This window comes from Polaribacter irgensii 23-P, assembly GCF_000153225.1.
GTDB lineage: Bacteria > Bacteroidota > Bacteroidia > Flavobacteriales > Flavobacteriaceae > Polaribacter > Polaribacter irgensii.
The window spans coordinates 2,501,201-2,523,274 of record NZ_CH724148.1 but is presented as its reverse complement, the minus strand read 5'-3'; the positions used below and the strand labels follow the sequence as shown (position 1 = coordinate 2,523,274).

Annotated in this window: 19 protein-coding genes and 1 tRNA gene; 8 read left to right on the top strand and 12 right to left on the bottom strand. The window is 33.7% G+C overall.

The features are described from left to right. Positions 1-67: 67 nt before the first annotated feature. Positions 68-1,897, bottom strand: coding sequence for a DEAD/DEAH box helicase (locus tag PI23P_RS11205; RefSeq protein ID WP_004570975.1), 1,830 nt, complete (start codon positions 1,895-1,897; stop codon positions 68-70). A 139-nt stretch (positions 1,898-2,036) separates the two neighbouring features. After that, complete coding sequence (locus tag PI23P_RS11200; protein ID WP_004570974.1) at positions 2,037-3,434, bottom strand: hypothetical protein; 1,398 nt, start codon at positions 3,432-3,434, stop codon at positions 2,037-2,039. Between the two features lie 195 nt (positions 3,435-3,629). Here PI23P_RS11200 and PI23P_RS11195 point away from each other — a divergent pair, with 195 nt between their 5' ends. After that, positions 3,630-5,249, top strand: coding sequence for an ABC-F family ATP-binding cassette domain-containing protein (locus PI23P_RS11195; RefSeq protein WP_004570973.1), 1,620 nt, complete (start codon positions 3,630-3,632; stop codon positions 5,247-5,249). 103 nt (positions 5,250-5,352) lie between these two features. Here the strand turns inward: PI23P_RS11195 and PI23P_RS11190 are convergent, their stop codons facing one another. Next, the gene (locus PI23P_RS11190; protein ID WP_026288490.1) at positions 5,353-6,291 is read right to left on the bottom strand and encodes a hydrogen peroxide-inducible genes activator; all 939 of its coding nucleotides are present in this window, start codon (positions 6,289-6,291) and stop codon (positions 5,353-5,355) included. A gap of 100 nt (positions 6,292-6,391) precedes the next feature. Here PI23P_RS11190 and PI23P_RS11185 point away from each other — a divergent pair, with 100 nt between their 5' ends. Beyond that, positions 6,392-6,865 (top strand): Dps family protein, encoded by a 474-nt coding sequence (locus PI23P_RS11185; protein ID WP_004570971.1) that lies wholly within the window; start codon positions 6,392-6,394, stop codon positions 6,863-6,865. A 73-nt stretch (positions 6,866-6,938) separates the two neighbouring features. Here the strand turns inward: PI23P_RS11185 and PI23P_RS11180 are convergent, their stop codons facing one another. The 4 genes from PI23P_RS11180 to PI23P_RS11165 form a co-directional block, all read right to left on the bottom strand. Next, positions 6,939-7,175: an acyloxyacyl hydrolase gene (locus PI23P_RS11180; RefSeq protein ID WP_004570970.1), complete on the bottom strand. Its 237-nt coding sequence runs from the start codon at positions 7,173-7,175 to the stop codon at positions 6,939-6,941. Between the two features lie 77 nt (positions 7,176-7,252). Beyond that, the gene (locus tag PI23P_RS11175) at positions 7,253-7,510 is read right to left on the bottom strand and encodes a hypothetical protein (RefSeq protein WP_004570969.1); all 258 of its coding nucleotides are present in this window, start codon (positions 7,508-7,510) and stop codon (positions 7,253-7,255) included. Between the two features lie 86 nt (positions 7,511-7,596). Beyond that, complete coding sequence (locus PI23P_RS11170) at positions 7,597-8,484, bottom strand: 3-hydroxybutyryl-CoA dehydrogenase (protein ID WP_004570968.1); 888 nt, start codon at positions 8,482-8,484, stop codon at positions 7,597-7,599. 204 nt (positions 8,485-8,688) lie between these two features. After that, positions 8,689-9,648: a Gfo/Idh/MocA family protein gene (locus tag PI23P_RS11165; RefSeq protein WP_004570967.1), complete on the bottom strand. Its 960-nt coding sequence runs from the start codon at positions 9,646-9,648 to the stop codon at positions 8,689-8,691. Between the two features lie 236 nt (positions 9,649-9,884). Here PI23P_RS11165 and PI23P_RS11160 point away from each other — a divergent pair, with 236 nt between their 5' ends. After that, a complete protein-coding gene (locus PI23P_RS11160) occupies positions 9,885-10,526 on the top strand; it encodes a protein-L-isoaspartate(D-aspartate) O-methyltransferase (RefSeq protein WP_004570966.1) in 642 nt (213 codons plus the stop codon). A gap of 368 nt (positions 10,527-10,894) precedes the next feature. Here PI23P_RS11160 and PI23P_RS11155 read toward each other — a convergent pair whose 3' ends face one another. Together PI23P_RS11155 and PI23P_RS11150 are read right to left on the bottom strand one after the other, a co-directional pair. Further along, the gene (locus tag PI23P_RS11155) at positions 10,895-11,419 is read right to left on the bottom strand and encodes a KdsC family phosphatase (protein ID WP_004570964.1); all 525 of its coding nucleotides are present in this window, start codon (positions 11,417-11,419) and stop codon (positions 10,895-10,897) included. A 41-nt stretch (positions 11,420-11,460) separates the two neighbouring features. Further along, the gene (locus tag PI23P_RS11150; protein WP_004570963.1) at positions 11,461-12,159 is read right to left on the bottom strand and encodes a Rossmann-like and DUF2520 domain-containing protein; all 699 of its coding nucleotides are present in this window, start codon (positions 12,157-12,159) and stop codon (positions 11,461-11,463) included. 21 nt (positions 12,160-12,180) lie between these two features. On the opposite strand from PI23P_RS11150, the gene PI23P_RS11145 reads away from it, so the two are divergent. The 3 genes from PI23P_RS11145 to PI23P_RS11135 all read left to right on the top strand — a co-directional run bounded on the left by PI23P_RS11145 (position 12,181) and on the right by PI23P_RS11135 (position 14,310). Continuing rightward, a complete protein-coding gene (locus PI23P_RS11145) occupies positions 12,181-13,389 on the top strand; it encodes a trans-sulfuration enzyme family protein (RefSeq protein ID WP_004570962.1) in 1,209 nt (402 codons plus the stop codon). 74 nt (positions 13,390-13,463) lie between these two features. Then, the gene (gene bshB1 / locus PI23P_RS11140; RefSeq protein WP_018942509.1) at positions 13,464-14,180 is read left to right on the top strand and encodes a bacillithiol biosynthesis deacetylase BshB1; all 717 of its coding nucleotides are present in this window, start codon (positions 13,464-13,466) and stop codon (positions 14,178-14,180) included. 54 nt (positions 14,181-14,234) lie between these two features. Next, positions 14,235-14,310 (top strand) — tRNA-His (locus PI23P_RS11135). Positions 14,311-14,399: 89 nt separating this feature from the next. Here the strand turns inward: PI23P_RS11135 and uvrA are convergent. Continuing rightward, positions 14,400-17,189 (bottom strand): excinuclease ABC subunit UvrA, encoded by a 2,790-nt coding sequence (gene uvrA, locus PI23P_RS11130; protein ID WP_004570960.1) that lies wholly within the window; start codon positions 17,187-17,189, stop codon positions 14,400-14,402. Positions 17,190-17,401: 212 nt separating this feature from the next. Here uvrA and PI23P_RS11125 point away from each other — a divergent pair, with 212 nt between their 5' ends. Beyond that, the gene (locus tag PI23P_RS11125; RefSeq protein ID WP_004570959.1) at positions 17,402-17,989 is read left to right on the top strand and encodes an RNA polymerase sigma factor; all 588 of its coding nucleotides are present in this window, start codon (positions 17,402-17,404) and stop codon (positions 17,987-17,989) included. 288 nt (positions 17,990-18,277) lie between these two features. Here the strand turns inward: PI23P_RS11125 and PI23P_RS11120 are convergent, their stop codons facing one another. Further along, positions 18,278-18,931: an endonuclease III domain-containing protein gene (locus PI23P_RS11120; protein ID WP_004570958.1), complete on the bottom strand. Its 654-nt coding sequence runs from the start codon at positions 18,929-18,931 to the stop codon at positions 18,278-18,280. 103 nt (positions 18,932-19,034) lie between these two features. On the opposite strand from PI23P_RS11120, the gene bcp reads away from it, so the two are divergent. Further along, positions 19,035-19,487, top strand: coding sequence for a thioredoxin-dependent thiol peroxidase (bcp, locus tag PI23P_RS11115; protein ID WP_004570957.1), 453 nt, complete (start codon positions 19,035-19,037; stop codon positions 19,485-19,487). Positions 19,488-19,561: 74 nt separating this feature from the next. On the opposite strand, the gene PI23P_RS11110 is transcribed toward bcp, so the two are convergent. Beyond that, a complete protein-coding gene (locus tag PI23P_RS11110) occupies positions 19,562-22,009 on the bottom strand; it encodes a TonB-dependent receptor (protein ID WP_004570956.1) in 2,448 nt (815 codons plus the stop codon). Between the last annotated feature and the right edge of the window lie 65 nt (positions 22,010-22,074).

Here is a 22,074-nt window from a genome sequence, read left to right as displayed (position 1 = left end):
ACGTCTTTCATAAAAAAACCTCACAAGCGAGTTGCTTGTGAGGTTTTGACTTTTATAGTTATTGGTATTAACTTTCTTTTCGTTTTCTTCCAAATCCACCAGAGGACTTTCGATCTCCTCCTCCAGAGTTTCTATCTGGTCGGTCTGAAGAACGTCTGCTGCTTCCAGTATCACTATTTCTGCGAGAAGAAGAACCTTCGGTGTCTCTGCGTCTTCCAAAACCACCTTCTTTTTTTCCGCCGAATGGTTTTCTACCACCACCGCCTCTTCTTCCACCACCGGAAGCACGTTCTTTTTTCGTTATTTCAATGTTTACGGAGCGTCCGTCAAAATCGGGTTGATTCGAAGAGAAAGCTTCTAAGGTTTTATCTTCGAAGTTTTTATCAATTTCAAAGAAAGAAAAAGTATCTAGGATATCAATAGACCCTATTTCTACTTTGTCTCCAATATTTTGTTCATTAATTAATCCAATTAATTTCCCTGGATTTAAATTGTCTTTTCTGCCAATATTAATGAAAAAACGTGTCATATTTTCGTTTTCCGTACGTGCTCTAGAATTGTCTTTGGAAGATAAATCATTTAAATCCTTAGCATTTTCGTAGTACGCTAACATAGTGTTAAACTCTAAAGAAACAAATTTTTGTATTAATTGTTCTCTGTCTAAACCTTCTAGCTTTTCGTAAATACTTGGTAAAAAGTCATTTATTTGCGTTTCATTTACTTCAATATTTACAACCTTATCAATTAGACTCATTAATTGATTTTGACAAATATCTTTTCCTGAAGGAACCTTTGCCTCGGTAAACTTTTTTTGAATGATTTTTTCGATTGGACGTAATTTGCCTTTTTCTTTTCCGTTTACTAAGACAATAGAAATACCTGTATTTCCAGCTCTACCCGTTCTACCACTTCTGTGTGTGTAGTTTTCGATTTGGTCTGGTAATTTATGGTTGATAACATGTGTCAATTCGGTAACATCCAATCCACGCGCTGCCACATCTGTAGCAACTAAAATTTGGATTGTTTTTTTTCTGAATTTTCCCATTACAGAATCTCTTTGACCCTGAGACAAATCACCGTGCAAAGCATCTGCACTATAACCATCTTTTATTAAATTATCTGCAACTTCTTGTGTCTCTCTTCGCGTTCTACAAAATATAATTGCATAAATATCGGGATTTAAATCCGCTATTCTTTTTAGGGCTGGGTAGCGTGTTCTTTCTGTCACTGAATAATATTCATGACTTACACTGTCTGCTCCTTGATTTTTTTGACCAGACGTAATTTCTACTGGCTTGGTCATATAGTTTTTAGCAATAGACTCTACTTCTTTTGGAAAAGTCGCCGAAAACAGTAAGGTTTGTTTGGTGTCTGGAGTCGCTTCTAAAACTTTATCTAATTCGTCTTTGAAACCCATGTTTAACATTTCATCTGCCTCGTCTAAAACGAGCCATTTTACATTGCCTAACTTGAGCGCTCTTCTTTTTATTAGGTCCACTGTTCTACCTGGTGTTCCAACAACAATTTGAGATCCTCTTTTTAAAGAGCGTATTTGATCTTCCATGCTAGATCCACCGTATACTGTGGTCACCTTTACATCTGGTAAATACTTACAAAAGTCTTTTATGTTGTTTCCAATTTGAACCGCGAGTTCTCTTGTTGGTGATAAAATAATTGCTTGAACATTTCCACTGTTAGAATCTAGAAGTTCTAATATTGGCAAACTAAAGGCAGCAGTTTTACCGGTACCTGTTTGTGCAAATGCTTTTAAATCGCTTCTTGATGAAATAATTTGTGGAATTGCTTTTTCTTGAATAACAGTAGGTTGTTCGTATCCTAAATCTGTTAATGCTTTGTTGATAGGTTCTTTTAAACCTAATTCTAAAAATGTTGACATTACTGTGTTTTTGTAGATTCACAGAACGCCCACCTGCAAATCAAATTATAAATTTGGACTTGATTTTCGATTGAGTTCTCTCAAAATTAAAATCGTGCAAAGGTACATGAAATTTGCTGTAAAACAATCTTTGATTGGTTTAATTTATTTCACTCAATTTCTGGAGTTGTTCGTAGATGTTTATAGAAGATATAGCTGCATATCCGTTCTCAACAATCCCTTTTTTATTGACGAGAATTGTCCGGTGCATGTCACTGGTTAAGAAGTTTTTCTCAAGCGTTTTGGAGTTGATATAATATTGGTTCTTAATATCAATATTAGGAATCCTATTGTCGCTGTTGCCGTCAATTTCGATGACCGCAAAATTTAAAGAAGGATATTTTTTTTGTAGAAAAGGAATCCGCGCATCTATAAACGATTTTGAAATGTTGGCTCTACGCCAAAAGAATAAGACGGTGTTTTTTCCGTTTGTAAAATCTTTAATTGAAATAGAGTGGTCTGTAAAGTCTGAAATTGCAAAACCTTCCAATTTTTGTCCTTTGTGTAGCGTCTTGTTGTCCTCTAATAAATTTTTTACTAATTTTTTATCTACCGCGTTTGTGGACAATTTAAAAAAGGTATTGAATGCCTTTTTATTTATGTTGCAGCTTGATTTTCTTAAGAAATGATCCAATACAGTTCTTTTTAAAAATGCATTTTTTGAATCACTTAAATTTATTTTAGTATCTATGGTTTGTAATAAGTCTACTGTAAAATCAGAAGAAAATTCAGTCATCATTGGTTTGTGACCCAGTGCGTAGGTTGCATTGTATAAATAATTAGTTATGTATCTTGCATAGGGAGTATAATACATGAGTGTGCTGTCATTAAAATCTATATTCTTTCGATACTCGTAAAAAGAAGAATCAAGTTTAGGGAAATTTAATTTTTTTGAGACAAACACATGACTTATCGGATATCTCTCAATTCGTGCGTAAATGGGATAAATGAGTGCTGTTTTGAGCACTTTTAGATAGGCCAATGTTTCTTTTGGATGGTTGTTTTTATAGTCATCAAATGTTATTAATCGATCGGTAATGCGTGTGTTTATTTTTCTTTGGTATGCTTTTGGTTTGAGATTGCTAAATTGATAAAAAAGTTTTTTTTCATTTTCATCTTCTAAAAAAATATCAACCAAAATATTATTTCTTTCGGCACCCTTACCTGCAAAGACTAAAGATTCATCAAAATTCCATGTATTTAGACGCAGCATTAAACTATCCTTAGGCTCTAGATATACATACTGGTTCTCAGTACCGTGTTCAAAATAATACAAGCCCTCTTTTAAGTGATTGTAAGAACCTAAGAATTTATTTCTGTCGTTTAGTTCCAATGTATCAATGACCACATTATTTGAATAGAGAACAACAAATTTAGTTTTTGGATTTATAATTTTACCACCAAAATAAACAGTGTCGCTTTTTTCGATACCCGTGCAACTTACGAAAGTAATTAGTAGGTAAAAGATGACGATATAAGGATGCGTATATTTTGACATAAATAGAAATACTGAAATGCGAATAGATGCTAACAAATGTAGAACATACAAATAGGTAAACTTGTTAATTCACTGTTAAAAAAGGTAAGAACTAATAGGTTGCCTCTCTTGTAAATACCTGAGAAAAGTATTGAATTAATCTCTTGAAAAGAAAATGGAATTTGTACTTTTGCCCAAATTTAAAAAAGTTTATTTATGTTATCAGTTTCTAACCTTTCGGTTCAATTTGGAAAACGAATTTTGTTCGATGAAGTCAATACAAAGTTTCTGCATGGGAATTGTTATGGTATCATTGGGGCAAATGGGGCAGGGAAATCTACTTTCTTAAAAATTATTTCAGGCGTACAAGATCCTACTTCGGGCCAGGTACACCTTGAAAAAGGGAAGCGTATGTCCGTTTTAACTCAGGATCATTATGAGTTTGATGAATATCCTGTTTTAGAGACCGTGGTCATGGGGAACAAAGATTTGTTTACAATCAAAAAACAAATTGATGCTTTGTATGCAGATTATACTGATGAAAATGCAGAAAAAATAGGAGAACTTCAAATTACTTTTGAAGAAATGGATGGTTGGAATGCAGATTCCAATGCCGCTGCGATGCTGTCGAATTTAGGAATAGCAGAGGACATTCATTATACATCAATGAAAGATTTGGACGGTAAACAAAAAGTACGTGTGTTAATTGCACAAGCGCTTTTTGGAAATCCAGATGTTTTAATCATGGATGAGCCTACTAATGATTTAGATTTTGAAACGATTACATGGTTGGAAAATTTTCTTGCAAATTTTGAAAATACAGTTATTGTGGTTTCTCACGACAGACATTTTTTAGATTCTGTTTGTACACATATTTCTGATATTGACTTTAGTAAAATAAATCATTATTCAGGAAATTATACTTTTTGGTATGAATCTAGTCAATTAGCAGCTAAGCAGCGGGCACAACAAAACAAGAAGTCAGAGGATAAAAAGAAAGAGTTAGAAGATTTTATCAGACGTTTTTCTGCCAATGTTGCAAAGTCAAAACAAGCAACTTCCAGAAAAAAAATGATTGAAAAACTCAATGTTGAAGATATTAAACCTTCAAGCAGACGCTATCCCGCTATTATATTTGACAGAGACCGAGAAGCTGGAGATCAAATTTTGAATGTGGAAGGACTGTCGAAGGATTTTGAAAAAGAAAAACTTTTTCAAGACGTACATATCAATTTAAATAAAGGGGATAAAATTGCTGTTATTTCTAAAAATTCAAGAGCAATCAGTGCTTTTTATGACGTTATTACCGGAAATGAGAAAGCAGATGAAGGCAAGTTTTCATGGGGAGTTACTACAACACAATCCTATTTACCTTTAGATAACTCAACGTTTTTCCAAGATGGCCAGCTCAATTTAGTGGACTGGTTAAGACAATATGCTCAAACGGAAGAGGAGCGAGAAGAAGTTTTTATTCGCGGGTTTTTAGGGAAAATGATTTTTTCAGGAGAAGAAGCTTTAAAAAAGAGTAATGTACTCTCTGGTGGAGAAAAAGTGCGGTGTATGCTGTCTAGAATGATGATGAAAAGAGGGAATGTTTTAATATTAGACGAACCAACAAACCACTTAGATCTAGAATCTATTCAGTCTTTAAACAATGCCTTAATTAATTTTAAAGGAACCGTTTTATTATCTACACATGATCATAAGTTTGCGCAGACGGTTGCAAATAGAATTATAGAGTTGACACCAAAAGGAGCTATAGACAGATATACAACTTTTGAAGAATATTTATCAGATCCAAAAATAAAAGAGTTGCGCGAAAAAATGTATGCTTAGGGTTACATCGCTTAAAATTTCACTACAAGATAATGCTTAGTAGAACTGTTGTTCTTTCTGAAATTAAAAGCGATATTTTTCCTTAGTTTTTCAACTCCTTATTTTATTTTAAAATTGGACTTATAATTTTTACATCAGAAAAAGAAATTGCACCTCTAACGACTCCATCAATCGTCTTTTTTAATGCTTCTATTAGCTGCATTTTAAGTTGAGATTTGTGGTATATTAAACTGACTTCTCGAGCAGGAGGAGGAGTTTGAAATTCACGCAGATGTGTTTTGTCGGCATCATTTAAATCTAAAGTGTGCAGATACGGCAGCAAAGTCATTCCTAGACCTTCTTTTGAAAGTTTAATTAATGTGTCAAAACTTCCACTCTCTAACGAAAAACCTTTTTTGTTGTCAATTTTATGGTTTCTACATAAATTAAGAATACTGTCTTTAAAGCAATGACCGTCTTCTAAAAGCAGTATATCTTCAACCTCTAAATCATCTTCTTTAATCTGTTTATTATTAAAAAGTCTGTGGTTTTGCGGAATTAATGCGACAAAAGGTTCGTAATATAGTGGTTTTTCTTTGATCGCCTCGTTTTCTAAAGGTGTTGCTGCAATTGCGGCGTCTATATGTCCATCCGTTAATTTGCGAACAATCTCTTCGGTAGTTAATTCCTCAATGATTAATTTAACTTTAGGGTATTTTTTAGTAAAATTTTGTAGGAACATCGGTAGTAAAGTGGGCATTACTGTCGGTATAATTCCAAGCTTAAATTGGCCACCAATATAGCCTTTTTGTTGATGTACAATATCTAAGATTCGATTGCTCTCATCTACAATTACTTTTGCTTGTTCTACTATTTTCTTTCCAACTTCAGTAAGTTCAATTGGTTTTTTAGAGCGGTTAAAAACTTTCACACCCAATTCATCTTCTAATTTTTGAATTTGCATACTAAGCGTAGGTTGGGTGACAAAACTGTGTTCAGCTGCTACGGTAAAGTTTTGGTATTCTGCAACCGACAAAACATACTTTAATTGCGTAATCGTCATTGAATAAGATTTTTTTATAAAGATATTAAAAGTATCAATAATGATTATCGCTTTATGTAAGAAATTTCTGTTAAATTTGTAGTAAATCAAATACAAAAATATGAGTAAATCAATTTTAGGATTAGACAAAAAAGATAGCGCAGATTTAGTTGACAATTTAAACGGACTGTTAGCAAATTTTCAAATATATTACCAAAGCTTGCGTGGTCTGCATTGGAATATAAAAGGAAAAAATTTCTTTGAGTTACACGAAAAATATGAAGAGTTTTACACAGATTCACTTGTAAAAATTGATGATATTGCGGAACGTATTTTAACCTTACAAGGGAAACCATTGCACACTTTTACAGATTATATAAATCGCGCAACAGTTCCAGTGGGAAAAGAAATTGCGAATGATGTAGAGGGCGTAAACTTAGTGGTTGTTTCTCTGTCAGAATTATTAACCATTGAAAGAGTAATTTTAAATATTTCTGAAGAGGTGGAAGATGAGGGTACGAATTCTATGATGAGTGATATCATCGCAGAACAAGAAAAAACAATTTGGATGTTGAACTCTTGGTTGGGAAAATAATAGCTATAATTTTTATCTCTTTGTAAATAAAAGTAATTAAAAAAAGGAACTCAATTTGGGTTCCTTTTTTTATTTATAATACGTAGGAGAATCCGGCTTCAAAGCCCACAAGCGAGAAACCGGCATTTGGTGTTTTAAAGTCAAGATTTGAAACATGACCAATATTACTTCCCAAGTAAAGAAATGTATTTTTATTTATGCTGTAAGAAAGCCCTAGAGATCCATTTTCAATAAATGTAAAACCATCTGCTAATCGTTCAGACCTTTTATCAATAGCGGCTAAACCCAATTCAAAAGCATATAAATGCATCGTTTTCGGAGCTGTAAATTCTGTTCTTTTTTCCTGATAACTTTCTTCATAAGGCGCACAAATTGTTCATTTATTAATTAATGTTGTATCACATGATACTGCGGTTGTGCAATCAATTCAAAATCGAGAGATTTCCAGCTACCTAAATTATAAAATGCTCGTAATTTATAAGTATCTGCAACATACGTGAAGTCTTTATCGTTAAAAATAAAATTATCACTTTGTGTCTTATTATAAAGAAAACCTATTTTTTTAATATTTAAAATGCCCTTTTTAGTCCTTTCTGCAAAAGAAATTTGAGAAGAAAAGAAAAGGATAATTAAGAGGTATTTCATAGCTCACATTATTCAAACCTACTTTTCCTATTCTTGTAATTTGAGAAACTAAAAAAGCGCAATTTGAAAGGATAAAATTAAGTTGATTAATCAAACATTTTAGCAATCACTTCTGCTTTTCTACTTTTTGAATAATCATAAAAACCTTCACCAGACTTTATGCCTAATTTACCTGCCATCACCATATTTACCAATAATGGACAAGGTGCATACTTTGGATTTTTAAAACCATCATACAGCACATTTAAAATAGATAAACAAATATCCAATCCAATAAAATCTGCCAATTGTAAAGGCCCCATGGGATGCGCCATTCCTAATTTCATCACCGTATCAATTTCAGCAACACCAGCAACCCCGTTGAAAAGTGTTTCAATAGACTCATTGATCATTGGCATTAATATGCGGTTTGCAACAAAACCAGGATAGTCGTTAACTTCCACCGGAGTTTTATCGATTGCTTTAGACAGTGCTATAATTGATTGCATTACGGCGTCAGAGGTGTTATAACCTCGAATCAGTTCCACCAACTTCATAATTGGCACTGGGTTCATAAAGTGCATCCCAATTACTTTGTCTGGTCTATTGGTAGCAGCAGCAATTTGGGTGATGGAAATAGAAGAAGTATTGCTTGCAAGAATTGTGTTTTCTGAACATACAGCATCCAATTCCTTAAAAATTTTAGTTTTTAAATCTGTGTTTTCGGTAGCGGCTTCTATCACTAAGTCAACATTTTTAACTCCTTCCGCAAGAGTGGTGAACGTTGTAATATTTGACAAGGTATTTGTTTTGTCGGCTTCTGATATTTTTTCTTTAAATACCATGCGATCTAAATTCTTAGAAATAGTGGCAATTCCTTTATCTAAAGAAGTTTGAGAGATATCAATTAAGTGTACTTGATAATTAAATTGAGCAAATGTGTGGGCAATGCCATTTCCCATAGTTCCGGCACCAATTACAGCTATATTTTTCATCAATCTTTATTTAAATATTTTTGGGGTTTAATAAAATTCTAAAATTTATTTTTTTTAAATTTTTATAAATACAGAACTTTTGAATCATTTTTTTCAAAAAAAAACCGAACAAATTGGGCGATTTATAATACCGCGTTGGTAATCTTCAGAAATCTAAAAAAAAAACTGTTTTTTATTTTTGATTCTGATACGGTTTTAGCTTGGTTAAAAGCAGTCTATAATCATTTGTGCAACTCTGAGTGCTTCTGCGCCTTGTCGCAACGAAACCACAGGTTTTGTACCATTTTCAATAGCATCTGCAAAAGATTCTAGCTCGTCTAGTATTGCATTGTTATTTTCAATTTCAGGGTTGTCAAAGTAAATTTGTTTTTTAACACCTTCAGCATTTTGTAAAATCATAGCAAATTCGTCAGGATTGTTAGGAACATCTTTCATGCGAACAATTTCTGATTTTTTTTCTAAAAAATTGACAGAAATATAAGCATCTTTTTGAAAAAAACGTGTTTTTCGCATATTTTTCATAGAGATTCTACTCGCTGTTAGGTTCGCAACACATCCATTTTCAAATTCAATTCTTGCATTGGCAATATCTGGAGTTTCAGAGATAACAGAGATACCACTTGCATGCACGGTTTTTACTTTAGAATCAACAACTGAAAGAATAATATCAATGTCATGAATCATTAAATCTAAAACAACAGGAACATCAGTTCCTCTGGGATTAAATTCTGCCAGACGATGCGTTTCAATAAACATAGGAGCATCTATTTTATCTTTTACCGCAGTAAAGGCTGGATTAAAGCGCTCTACGTGCCCAACCTGACCCTGCACGTGAAACTGACTCGCTAATGTTTTAATAGCCTCTGCTTCCACAACAGTTTTAGTTATTGGCTTTTCTATAAAAATATGACGTCCCTTTTCAATAGCCATCTTTGCACATTCAAAATGCGACAGGGTAGGGGTTACAATATCTACAACTTCTACGGCTGCTATTAACTCTTCAATAGAAGCAAATAAACGATATCCAAATTCTTTGGCTACTTTTTCTGCATCTTCAGTAAATGGGTCATAGAATCCAACCAATTCGTATTTTTCTGATTGCTCTAATAATCGTAAATGAATTTTTCCAAGATGACCTGCACCTAAAACTCCTGCTTTTAACATATATGTATCTTTTTGTCTTTATTCTTCCTATGGAACTTAGGAAATGAAAACTTTTATTGAATTCATTTCTAAATTATTATCTATTGATATCAGATAAATGCTTAGGAATGACGTTATTTTATTTGTTGTGAATCTTCTAAAGAAATGTCAGAAATTTTCAACGAAAACAAAGATACAATTTTATAAGAATGTATTTAGAATTATTCCTATTTTTAGACTTTAGAAAATTATTATAATTGAAAGACACTTCAAAACACCAAGGACTTAGAAATCAACTTGCTACTGTGCTTACAGCAAAAGGAATTGTAGACGCAAATGTATTGAATGCAATACGTAAAATTCCAAGACACTTGTTTATAGATTCTAGTTTTGAAAATCATGCATATCAAGATAAGGCATTTCCGATTGCTGCTGAGCAAACAATTTCTCAGCCTTATACGGTAGCTTTTCAATCGCAAACTTTAGAAATAAAAGGAGGTGATAAGGTCTTGGAAATTGGTACGGGATCCGGGTATCAAACAGCAGTCTTATTAGAATTAAAGGCAGAGGTCTATTCTATAGAAAGACAGCAGGAATTATTTAAAAGAACCTCTTTGTTTTTGCCTAAGATTGGCTACAAGCCAAAAAAATTTATTTTTGGAGACGGTTATAAAGGTTTGAAAGATCAAGCCCCTTTTGATAAAATCATCGTGACTGCGGGCGCACCTTTTGTTCCCAACCCTTTACTCTCCCAATTAAAAATAGGAGGGAAGTTATTAATTCCAGTGGGTGATAAAACCCAAATAATGACCCTTTTTATTCGGAAGTCTGCAAAAGAATTTGAAAAGCACGAATTGGGTGACTTTTCTTTTGTACCGATGTTGGAGGAAAAGAACTGACACCTTATTTTCGGAATAAGAGGAAAAGTTTTATTGTTTTTGCATGTAAATTTTTTCTAAGCAAGGGCAAAGCAAGACAGTCACAAATAGCTAATTATTGTATGCAATCAAATTGAATATGGTATTTGAGACTTTGTATTTTCATAGATTCAAAATGCTTGTTCTAAACCTTGCTTTTCCTCTCTATGTAAATCAATATGGCTCTCTAATATGAGCCTAGATTTTTTTGCAGACATTTTCAGCACTATTATATGCTAAAAATTATTTGAGAATGGATCGGTACCCACACTATCGGTAAGTAAATTGCGAACAATAATTTTTAAAAATATTAGCTATTATTCGCAATTTACAGTAAAAAATTTAGAAGCTTATAAGCTTGCATCAAAATTCTCTTCCCAATTTTGCTGCACACGCATCACTTGTTCGATAACATCTCGCACACAACCTTCGCCTCCTTTTTTATTAGAAATATATTTTGAAATGCCCTGAATTTCCTGAACTGCATCATTTGGGCAGGCTGCTAAACCTACGACCTTCATCACAGGGTAGTCCGGAACATCGTCACCCATATACAAAACATTTTCAGGAACTAAATTGTATTTTTTCACAAGGTCTTGATATTGTTTTATTTTGTTGTGAGCGCCGAGATAAATATCTTCAATTCCCAATGCTGTTAATCGAGTTCTAACAGCCTCATTGGTTCCGCCAGATATAATACAGACACGATATCCTTTATTTAATGCGTTTTTCATAGCATATCCATCTTTTACATTCATATGCCTCACCAGTTCGCCATCGGGCATAATGGTGAGTATGCCGTTGGTTAAAACACCGTCGACATCAAAAATAAAAGTATTGATCTTTGGTAATAATTGCTTGTAACTAATTTCCATATTTGTTGTTTATTAACGCTTTCATTGAACTCATTTTTAGCCTATCGTGTTGCATCTGTAATTGACCGGGTGAGTATTTTATATATTTCTTGCTGCTCTTGGTTCAACAATTCTAAATGATTTTTGATAGTTTCCGTATCGTTTCTTTTTGCTGGGCCAGTTTGTGCCAATTGTGGAGAAAGTGTTTTTATTTTTTGTGCTGTTTCATCAATTAAAGGAAATAAAATATCAAAAGGAACTTGGTGCTTTTCGCAAATATCATTTCCAATTTTATACATGTGGTTTGTAAAATTATTGACAAAAACAGCAGCAATATGTAATGCTTTTCTTTGTGCTGAGTTTATCGGATATACTTTATTTCCAAAAGATTTCGCTAATTTTTCAAGCAAGAGATATCCTGTTTGGGAGCTTGCTTCCAAACAAAAAGGAACCTGAGAAAAATCAACCTCTTTTTCTTTTGTAAATGTTTGGAGCATGTAAAAAACGCCTTTACTTTCTTTATTTTGTAATGCTTCCATAGAAAAACTACCGGAGGTATGCACTACAAAAGAATTGGTAATTTTTAAAGACACACTGGCAATAGCATTGTCAGAAACGGCAAGAATCGTTACGTCTGCTTTTGGAATATCATTTAAACTTCTAGAATTAATTCTTGAGACGTGAATACCACTAGCCTTTAAAAATGTTTTTTCGAGGTGATGTGCTACATTTCCATTTCCAATAATTACAACTGATATCATTATAGCGAAGATATCAATTTAATGTCTAAATTTAGAGTTGAAATTGGTATTTTAGCAGTAAAATTTAATGAAATGAAAGATTCTAAAGAGTTCGGTATTAATACAATTTGTGTGCATACGGGAGAGGTAAAAGACACGCAGTTTAAAGGAGCTGTATCGCCCATGTTTGTTTCTACATCGTATGCTTTTGAAGGGGTAGACGTAAAGCGATACCCACGTTATTTTAATACACCAAATCAAGAAATGTTGTGTAAAAAAATAGCGGCATTAGAGCACACAGAAGATGGCTTAATTTTTGGATCAGGTATGGCTGCTATATCTTCGGCAATGTTTGCGTTTTTAAAGACTGGAGATCATGTAATTCTTCAACAGGTTATTTATGGAGGTACTTTTAATTTAGTAGTTTCAGAATTTGAGAAATATGGAATTGAATATTCTTTTACAGAATCAGATAAGGTTGCCGATTTTAAAGCATTGATTAAAAAGAATACGAAGATTTTATATATTGAAACCCCTTCAAATCCATTATTAGGGATTACAGATTTAAATGCAATTTCGAGCTTAGCGAGCGAACATAAGATCATAACGATGATAGACAACACGTTTGCATCGCCCATCAACCAAAATCCGGCAGATTTCGGAATTGATATTATTTTACATTCTGCTACAAAATACATGGGTGGTCATTCAGACATTTCAGCAGGAGCTATCGCTGCATCCAAAGAACACATTGCTCAAATTTGGAAAACAGCTATAAATTTTGGTGGAAATTTAAGCGATTATACCGTTTGGCTATTAGAGCGAAGTTTAAAAACTTTAAATATTCGAGTGAAGGAGCAAACGAAGAATGCCCACGAAATGGCAGTATATTTAGAGAACAATGCGCAAATAGATCGCGTGTATTATCCAGGGTTAAAAAGCCATCCGCAATATGCACTTGCAAAAAAGCAAATGAAAGGTTTTGGAGCAATGTTGTCTTTTGAGTTGAGAGAAGGTATCGATGCCATGGATTTTCAGAATGCATTAAAGTTAATAAAGCCTTCTATGAGTTTGGCGGGCTTGGAAAGCACAACGGTGAGTCCTGCTCAAACAACGCATGCACTTTTAAGCGAAGAGGAGCGTTTAGAAAGGGGCATAAGAGACGGTTTAATTCGATTTTCCGTAGGCATTGAAGAATCACAAGATCTAATCGAAGATATTGAGCAAGCGTTATTAGCTTGTGCTAAATAAACAAGTAGAAAGAGGCAAAAGGTTTTCGCCTAGCGATTATTTTAGTTACGCAATACAGATAATAAAGTAAAATGATGAAGTTAGATATATTAGTTTTTGGAGCACATCCTGATGATGTTGAATTGGGGTGCGGAGGGACAATTTTGAAAGAGGTTTCTTTGGGTAAAAAAGTAGGAATTATAGATTTAACGCAAGGTGAATTGGGAACACGTGGTTCTGGAGAGCTGCGTATAATTGAAGCGAACAACGCTGCTAAAATTATGGGGGTTGCCGTGCGTGAAAATTTAGGTTTCGCTGACGGTTTTTTTACAAATGATAAGGAACACCAGTTAGCGGTTATAAAAACAATTCGAAAGTACCAGCCAGATATTGTCTTGTGCAATGCTGAAGATGATCGGCACATAGATCATGGAAAAGGGAGTCAACTGGTCTCTGACGCTTGTTTTTTAAGTGGTTTAGTGAAAATTAAAACTTCATTAGGGGACGAAGAACAAGAAAAATGGCGCCCACAGCAGGTATATCATTACATACAATGGAAAAATAGCACGCCTCATTTTGTGGTGGATGTAACGGGCTTTATTCCTGCAAAAACAGCAGCAGTATTGGCGTATTCCTCTCAGTTTTATGATCCTAAGAGTACCGAGCCAGAAACTCCGATTACAAGTAAAAATTTTATTGACAGTATAAAGTACAGAGCGAAGGATTTAGGAAGATTAATTGGTGTTGAACATGCAGAAGGTTTTACTTCAGAGCGTTACGTTGCTGTAGAAAATTTAAGTAAATTAATTTAATTTTTTAGCTCCTTAGAATAGAAAAAATAATTATATTTGCACCCGCAATTATATGGTGGTTGTAGCTCAGTTGGTTAGAGTATCGGTTTGTGGTACCGAGTGTCGCGGGTTCGAGTCCCGTCTTCCACCCAAAAATTAAGCCTCTTAGAAATAAGAGGCTTTTTTTGTGTCTATAAATTTTCTGTAATTTTTAAAGTACTATTTGCCGACAACAGTTTGCTAGACTAGTTTTTCTGCTAAATATTTTGCGGTATAGGATTTTTTATTTTTTGCCAGCGCTTCTGGAGTTCCTTGAAAAAGAAGGACACCACCATTTTTTCCACCTTCTGGACCTAAATCAATTATATAATCAGCACATTTAATCAACTCTATGTTGTGTTCAATTACAACGATAGAGTGTCCTTTTTCAATCAATGCGTTGAAAGAAGCTAACAATTTTTTTATGTCGTGAAAATGGAGCCCTGTGGTAGGTTCATCAAAAATAAACAAGGCTTTGTCTTTTGTGTGTCCTTTTACTAAAAAAGAAGCTAATTTTATGCGCTGTGCTTCACCACCAGAAAGGGTGGAAGAAGATTGTCCCAATTGAACATATCCCAAGCCAACATCTTGCAAAGGTTTTAATTTTTGTGCAATTTTTGTCACTAAGTTTTCAGCGAAAAATGCTACGGCGTCGTCGATGGTTAGGTTTAAAACATCATCAATAGATTTCCCATCATATTTTACTTCTAAAACTTCCTTTTTGAAACGTTTTCCGTTGCACACGTCACATTCCAAATGCACATCCGCCATAAATTGCATTTCGATAGTTACTTCACCTTCTCCCTTGCAAACTTCACAACGTCCTCCTTCTACATTGAAAGAAAAATGTTTGGGTTTGTAGTTGCGTATCGTTGATAATTTTTGATTTGAAAATAAGGCTCTGATATCGTCATAAGCTTTGATATAAGTCACTGGATTTGAGCGTGAAGAACGTCCAATAGGATTTTGGTCTATGAATTCTACATGTTTTAGAGTCTCATAATTTCCTTTAATAGCCGTGTATTGGCCAATTTTATTTCCGTGACCAATGAGTTTTTTTTGAAGTATAGGGTATAAAATATTCTTTACTAGCGTGCTTTTTCCAGATCCAGAAACGCCGGTAATAACGGTCAAACAATTCAGAGGGAAAGTAACATCTATATTTTTTAAATTATTTTCTCGCGCACCAATAATTTCAATTTGATTTAACGTATTTCTGCGCTTTTTAGGAATTTCAATTTTCAACTCTTCATTCAGATATTTAGCTGTTAAAGAGCTGCTTTTTAAAATCGCTTTAAAATCGCCTTCAGCAACCACATGACCACCAAAGGTACCCGCTTCAGGACCTATATCTATAATATAGTCAGCCTCTTTCATAATATCTTCGTCATGCTCCACAACAATAACCGTATTCCCGAGGTCGCGTAAATCTTTTAGCACGCTTATAAGACGCTCTGTATCCTTTGGGTGTAAACCAATGCTGGGTTCATCTAAAATATACATAGAACCCACCAAAGAACTTCCTAAAGAAGTTGCCAAGTTGATTCGCTGACTTTCACCTCCAGAAAGGGTGTTCGAAGTTCTATTGATGGTTAAATAATTTAAACCCACATCGGTTAAAAATTGCAATCGATTATTTATTTCTGTCAATAAGCGTTTTCCTATTTTTTCTTGATGCTTGTCTAATATTAAGGTTTTAAAGAATCCAGCCAATTCGTCCAAGGGCAGTGCTACTAGATCAGATATATTTTTCTCATTTATTTTCACATAGTTCGTTTCATCTCTCAAGCGTTTTCCATTGCAAGTGGTGCATTTTGTTTTTCCGCGATATCGAGAAAGCATTACTCTATTTTGGATTTTATAACTCTTTTCCTCCAAAACAGAAAAGAAATGATGAATTCCATGAAAAGAACTGTTTCCATCCCAAATTAATTTTTTTTGTTTTTCTGACAGTTCGAACCAAGGCTTGTGAATAGGAAGGTCATATTGATAGGCCACATCAATCAGCTGCTCTTTATAATGAAGAAAAGAAGGAGTTTTAAAAGGAAATATTGCATCGTCAAAAATGGATAAACCCGTATTGGGAACAACTAAATCCTCATCAATACCGATTACATTTCCGTATCCCTCGCAAGTGGGGCACGCGCCGTACGGGTTATTAAAACTAAATAAATGCGTGTTTGGTTCTAAAAAAGTAAGTCCGTCTAAGGCAAATTTGTTGCTGAATTCAGTTACTTTTTGATCGGATACATTTTCAATGAAACAAGTACCTTTCCCTTCGAAAAATGCGGTTTGAATGGCATCTGCCAAACGATTGTAAAAATCTTCATCTTCTTTGGTTACTACTCTATCTACCACCAGGTATAATGGTTCTCCGTTAAATTTTTGCTGTGGAAAATCTCCAATTTTATGAATGGTAGCATTCCATTTTAAACGCGCATATCCCTGCTGTTCTAAGACTTGCAAAACGGTTTTTAAATCTCTATTTATATCTATAGAGACCGGAGATAGTAAGAGTAGTTTTGTACTGTTATCAAATTGCTTGATAAAATTCACAACATCAGAAACGGTATCTTTTTTAACTTCGTCTCCTGAGATTGGAGAAAAGGTTTTCCCAATTCTGGCAAACAACAACTTTATATAATCGTAAATTTCTGTGGAAGTCCCTACAGTAGATCGTGGATTTGTAGAGTTTACTTTTTGCTCAATAGCAATTGCAGGCGCAATTCCTTTGATATAGTCTACTTTTGGTTTGTGTAATTTCCCTAAAAACTGCCGTGCATAGGAACTCAAACTTTCTACATACCTTCTTTGTCCTTCTGCATACAAAGTGTCAAAAGCTAATGACGATTTTCCAGAGCCGGAGAGCCCTGTGATTACAACTAATTTATTTCTAGGAATTACAACATCAATATTTTTTAGATTGTGGAGTTTTGCTCCTTTTATAATGATGTTTTCTTTGGGGTTTACTGCGGAAATATCTGTCTTCATGGATCAATAATATAAATGTTAAATTTACCAAAAAATAACCTTACTTGTAGCTGCTATAATATTTTTTACAAAAAACTTGTTCAATGCATAAATAATATACATATTTGTAATCGTTAATCTACACTAAATTAGACGACTATAGTTACAAAACTACTTTAAGTATTATTAATATTTAATAATAAAGAAAAGCCCTTTCGCTTTTCAAGGTAGCTATGGTGCACAAAAATTCAATATCAGACAGTATATTAGTCAGTGATTATATAAACGGAAGAGAGGCTTCTTTGTCTCTTTTAATAAATAAACATCAACAACGTTTATTCAGTTTTATTTATTCTAAAATAAAAGATAAAGACCTTACAGAGGATATTTTTCAGGATACTTTTATAAAAGTAATTAGAACTTTAAAAAAAGGAAAATATAATGAGGAAGGTAAGTTTCTACCATGGGTAATGCGCATTGCTCATAATCTAGTGATCGACCATTTTAGAAAAAATAAAAGAATGCCCTCCTTTAAAAATACAAACGAGTTCAATATCTTTTCGGTTTTGCACGATGGCACACTGAATGCAGAAAGTCAACTCATTCAAGAGCAAATATATGAAGATATAAGAGGTCTTATAAATGAACTTCCTGAAGAACAGAAGGAAGTTTTAATGATGCGTATGTACAAAGACATGAGTTTTAAAGAAATAAGTGAAAACACTGGTGTAAGTATTAACACAGCTTTGGGTAGAATGCGATATGCACTCATCAATATGCGAAAATTAATAGAAAAACACAACATTATTTTAGTGCATTAGCAATAAAGCTGAAACTGTGTCGTTAAGAATTTATAACCAGTTAATTAATTCTTTATATGATGCAACTTTACTTAAAAGAGTCTTCTGTCTTGCGGAAGCAACCTTCGAAAGAAACAGTTCAGTTTTTGATTAATTTTTCCAAATCGTTAAGAGTTGTAAGAACGAAATCAAACAATTTAATTGAGCTAAGTTTGAATTAAGAGTGGAAAAAGCTTCAACGTATGTTGAAGCTTTTTCTTTTTAAATATCCCAACATAAAAAAACAAAAAGAGTCTTTCATGCTTCTTTTTATTTCTTTTTATAATAGCTTTCTATAACGGTTTTTCTCCCGACAGTTTTAGTAATAATATCATTTTCCAAATCCCAACCTCTTGCGGGTGAAAATTCTCTACCGTACCAAATAATTTGTAGGTGTAAATCATTCCATAATTCTTCAGGGAACAATCGCTTGGCATCTTTTTCAGTTTGTTTAACACTCTTTCCATTGGTCAAGTTCCAACGCCAAAGTAATCTGTGAATGTGTGTATCTACTGGAAAAGCAGGGACACCAAATGCTTGGCTCATGACAACACCAGCTGTCTTATGCCCAACTGCAGGCAATTCCTCTAAGCCTTCAAAACTTTGTGGAACCGCTCCATTGTATTTTTCGATTAAAATTTTTGAGAGACCGTGAATTCCTTTACTTTTCATTGGAGACAAACCACAAGGCCTTATGATTGCTTTAATTTCGGCTACAGACATTTTGACCATATCAAATGGATTGTTTGCTTTTGCAAAAAGTATGGGCGTGATCTTGTTAACCCGCACATCAGTACACTGTGCAGATAATAATACGGCGATTAACAACGTAAAAGGATCTTTGTGGTCTAAAGGAATTGGAATTTCAGGATACTTTTCCTCTAGCGTATCAATCACAAACTGCACTTTTTCTTTTTTGTTCATTTTTAAATATTGATGACTGCAAGTTACAACGTTCTCGTTTAAATCTTATTTATTTTGGCTTTTTAATAGCAGAAGTACGTTGTATATTTGTTTTAAAAAAAAGATGACAGCATTAAAAATAGGAGATAAAGCACCACAATTTGAGGCTAAAGACAATGCGGGGAACACAATTAAATTAGTAGATTATGCAGGTAAAAAATTAGTCTTATTTTTTTATCCAAAAGCAAGTACGCCTGGATGTACAAACGAAGCCTGTGATTTGCGTGATAATTATCAAGCTTTTTTAGCCAAAGGCTATGATGTACTTGGTGTAAGTGCTGATACTGCTAAAAAACAGCAAAATTGGATTGATAAACATGCACTTCCTTTTCCATTGTTGGCAGATGAAGATAAAACGGTAATCGAAGCTTTTAATGTTTGGGGACCGAAGAAGTTCATGGGAAAAGAGTATGATGGAATTCATAGAACCACTTTTGTTATTTCTGAAAAAGGTTTGATTGAAGACATTATTTTAAAAGTAAAAACCAAAGCGCATACCGCTCAAATATTAGGATAGCACTCTAATTTTTGTGGTTTTCAAAAAGTGGTTAAATATTAATTTAATCACTTTTTGAAATTTAAAGAGACCACTTAAAGTTTGATCCCAAGTTTAAAGTTTAAAACGCGTCCTGTCATAAAATTTGGGATTCCATATTGATTTTTAGAAGATACATCTCTAACCCATGTATTGGTAATTGAATTCTGAATGTCAAACATGTTGAAAAGCTCTAAACCCATCGTTAATTCTTTAAATTTAGAAAGCCAACCATCTTCATATTGTTTGTTTGCATCTGAAAAAACATAGGAAATTCCTAAGTCTGCGCGTTTGTAATCTCTTAAACGTCTTTGAAACTGATACACATCCGCATATGCAGGGGCACCTCCGGGAACACCAGTGTTGTAAACTAAATTTAAGTATGCTTTTAAATTAGGTAGATTTGGCACATAATCTTGAAATAAGATTGCGAATTTTAAGCGTTGATCTGATGGTCTTGAAATGGCGCCCTTATTATCGATATTCTCTTCTGTTTTTAAATATCCTAAACTTACCCAACTCTCACTTCCCGGCACAAACTCTCCATTTAATCGCAGATCAAAACCTTGCGCATATCCAGTAGTTACATTGTCCGCTCGGTATCTAATTCGTACATTGTCTATCGAATATGCGTTTATATCACTCAAGTCTTTGTAATATATTTCCGTGGTTAATTTAAAAGGTCTTTCCCAAGCGCTAAAACTATAATCCATACCAGCAACAAAATGAATGGACTTTTGAGCTTTTACAGCATTGTTTATTTTACCATTGAAGTTTTTTAACTCTCTATAGGATGGGGGCTGTGAATACCAGCCTCCAGAGAAACGAAACAGCATGTCTTTTTTCCAATTTGGTTTGAAAGCAATTTGTGCCCGAGGACTTAAAATTGTTTGACTTTTAGACATGATATTTTTTGAGGAAACGGACCAGTTTTGCGCTCGAATTCCAAAGTGATACCAAATTTCAGTAGTTTTCCAAAATAGGCGCTCATTTAACTGTATGAAGCCAGAAATACGATTGATGCGCACTTGGTTGTCTTCTCTAATATTTTGATAAGGGGTAATAGGCACTTCAAAAGGCACGTATGGCTGGTTATTTACTTCTATATTTGGAGGGCGTACTGAAAAACCCAGAGAGTCAATTGTCTCCCATTCTCGAATGCGCTCTTGAATATTCTCGTGTTGGTATTTGATACCAAAATTCCACTGCTGCTTTTTTCTTTTGTAAGTTCCTTTGATTTGAGCATTGTTAATTACTGCGTCTAAATTATTCCGTGAATGATTTAGCTGTGAACCCATACCTTGAGAAAAGCTTACTTCTCCAAAACTTTCGGAGCCAATATTAGCATCTACCTCACCCAAATTATAGGAGGCTGCGATATCATAATGTTCTTCTTCTTGTGTATTATAACTAGAAACGGTCCCTCGAAAAGATAATTTCTCATTGATTTTAAGGTCTCCGGAAACAGCATTAAATAATGTGAGGTACCTGTTTTCTTCTCTTCCGTTGAAAAAGACAATGAGTTCTATAGGATTTGTAATAGTACCAAAACGCGTCCGCCTAGAAATTGGAGTATAATTGTAATTATTTATGGAAAAATTACTCAGATAATTTAAAGAGAATTTTTCTGAAAATTGATAGGTTACAAAAGACTGTAAATCTGTGAATTTTGGTCTAAAATTAGTTTCTATTTGTTTACTATTAACAAATAAACTATTATCCCGATAACGTAAACTTGTTATAACGGTAAGTTTATTATCTAAAAATGGACTCTCAAAAGTGATGCTACCACCCAATAAACTAAAATTTATATTCGTAGCTATTTCCTTTGGTTTTCGATAGGAAATATCTAAAACAGAGGACAATTTATCTCCATATTTAGCTTGAAATCCTCCCGCAGAAAAATTAATGTTTTGTACCATATTTGGGTTGATAAAACTGAAACCCTCTTGTTGTCCTGAACGAATTAGAAAAGGTTTATACACTTCAATTCCGTTCACATATACTAGGTTTTCATCAAAATTCCCACCCCTTACATTGTATTGGGTGCTCAGTTCATTGTTGTTGTTTACTCCGGGTAAGGTCATTAAAATATTCTCTACGCCTGCATTCTCACCGAGGATAGAATTTGCTTTTAAAGGATCTATTTTTATAATTCCTTGTGTTTCTTTTCTTCTGTCGATAACAATTATTTCACCAAGTTTTTCTGTTTCTAAAAGTAGGGTTGGAGAAAAACGTATTATATATCTATTTTTTGCAGTAATGGAATGATATAATGTATGGTAAGAAAGGTGACTGAATTTTAAAACAATCTCTTTTTTAATCGGTATTCTCAGCACATAATTACCATTTTCATCTGTAATAGTTCCCGTTTGGTCAAAAGCGACAAAAACATTTTCAATTGGACTTTTATTTTTGTCTTTTACAGTTCCTTTTAGAATCGTTGTCTTTTGTCCCATTAGAATTGCGGGTAATATTAAAAGAAATAAGGTAACTTTTTTCATTCGTAGTACTTGAATTTATCTTTAAATATTTCTTTTAAAAAGCTTGTTATTTTTTAGAATCTATT

Coding starts and splice junctions, on each gene's coding strand:
- PI23P_RS11205 (WP_004570975.1), bottom strand. CDS start 1,897: ATGTCAACATTTTTAGAATTAGGTTTAAAAGAACCTATCAACAAAGCA.
- PI23P_RS11200 (WP_004570974.1), bottom strand. CDS start 3,434: ATGTCAAAATATACGCATCCTTATATCGTCATCTTTTACCTACTAATT.
- PI23P_RS11195 (WP_004570973.1), top strand. CDS start 3,630: ATGTTATCAGTTTCTAACCTTTCGGTTCAATTTGGAAAACGAATTTTG.
- PI23P_RS11190 (WP_026288490.1), bottom strand. CDS start 6,291: ATGACGATTACGCAATTAAAGTATGTTTTGTCGGTTGCAGAATACCAA.
- PI23P_RS11185 (WP_004570971.1), top strand. CDS start 6,392: ATGAGTAAATCAATTTTAGGATTAGACAAAAAAGATAGCGCAGATTTA.
- PI23P_RS11180 (WP_004570970.1), bottom strand. CDS start 7,175: ATGCATTTATATGCTTTTGAATTGGGTTTAGCCGCTATTGATAAAAGG.
- PI23P_RS11175 (WP_004570969.1), bottom strand. CDS start 7,510: ATGAAATACCTCTTAATTATCCTTTTCTTTTCTTCTCAAATTTCTTTT.
- PI23P_RS11170 (WP_004570968.1), bottom strand. CDS start 8,484: ATGAAAAATATAGCTGTAATTGGTGCCGGAACTATGGGAAATGGCATT.
- PI23P_RS11165 (WP_004570967.1), bottom strand. CDS start 9,648: ATGTTAAAAGCAGGAGTTTTAGGTGCAGGTCATCTTGGAAAAATTCAT.
- PI23P_RS11155 (WP_004570964.1), bottom strand. CDS start 11,419: ATGGAAATTAGTTACAAGCAATTATTACCAAAGATCAATACTTTTATT.
- PI23P_RS11150 (WP_004570963.1), bottom strand. CDS start 12,159: ATGATATCAGTTGTAATTATTGGAAATGGAAATGTAGCACATCACCTC.
- PI23P_RS11145 (WP_004570962.1), top strand. CDS start 12,181: ATGTCTAAATTTAGAGTTGAAATTGGTATTTTAGCAGTAAAATTTAAT.
- bshB1 (WP_018942509.1), top strand. CDS start 13,464: ATGAAGTTAGATATATTAGTTTTTGGAGCACATCCTGATGATGTTGAA.
- uvrA (WP_004570960.1), bottom strand. CDS start 17,189: ATGAAGACAGATATTTCCGCAGTAAACCCCAAAGAAAACATCATTATA.
- PI23P_RS11125 (WP_004570959.1), top strand. CDS start 17,402: ATGGTGCACAAAAATTCAATATCAGACAGTATATTAGTCAGTGATTAT.
- PI23P_RS11120 (WP_004570958.1), bottom strand. CDS start 18,931: ATGAACAAAAAAGAAAAAGTGCAGTTTGTGATTGATACGCTAGAGGAA.
- bcp (WP_004570957.1), top strand. CDS start 19,035: ATGACAGCATTAAAAATAGGAGATAAAGCACCACAATTTGAGGCTAAA.
- PI23P_RS11110 (WP_004570956.1), bottom strand. CDS start 22,009: ATGAAAAAAGTTACCTTATTTCTTTTAATATTACCCGCAATTCTAATG.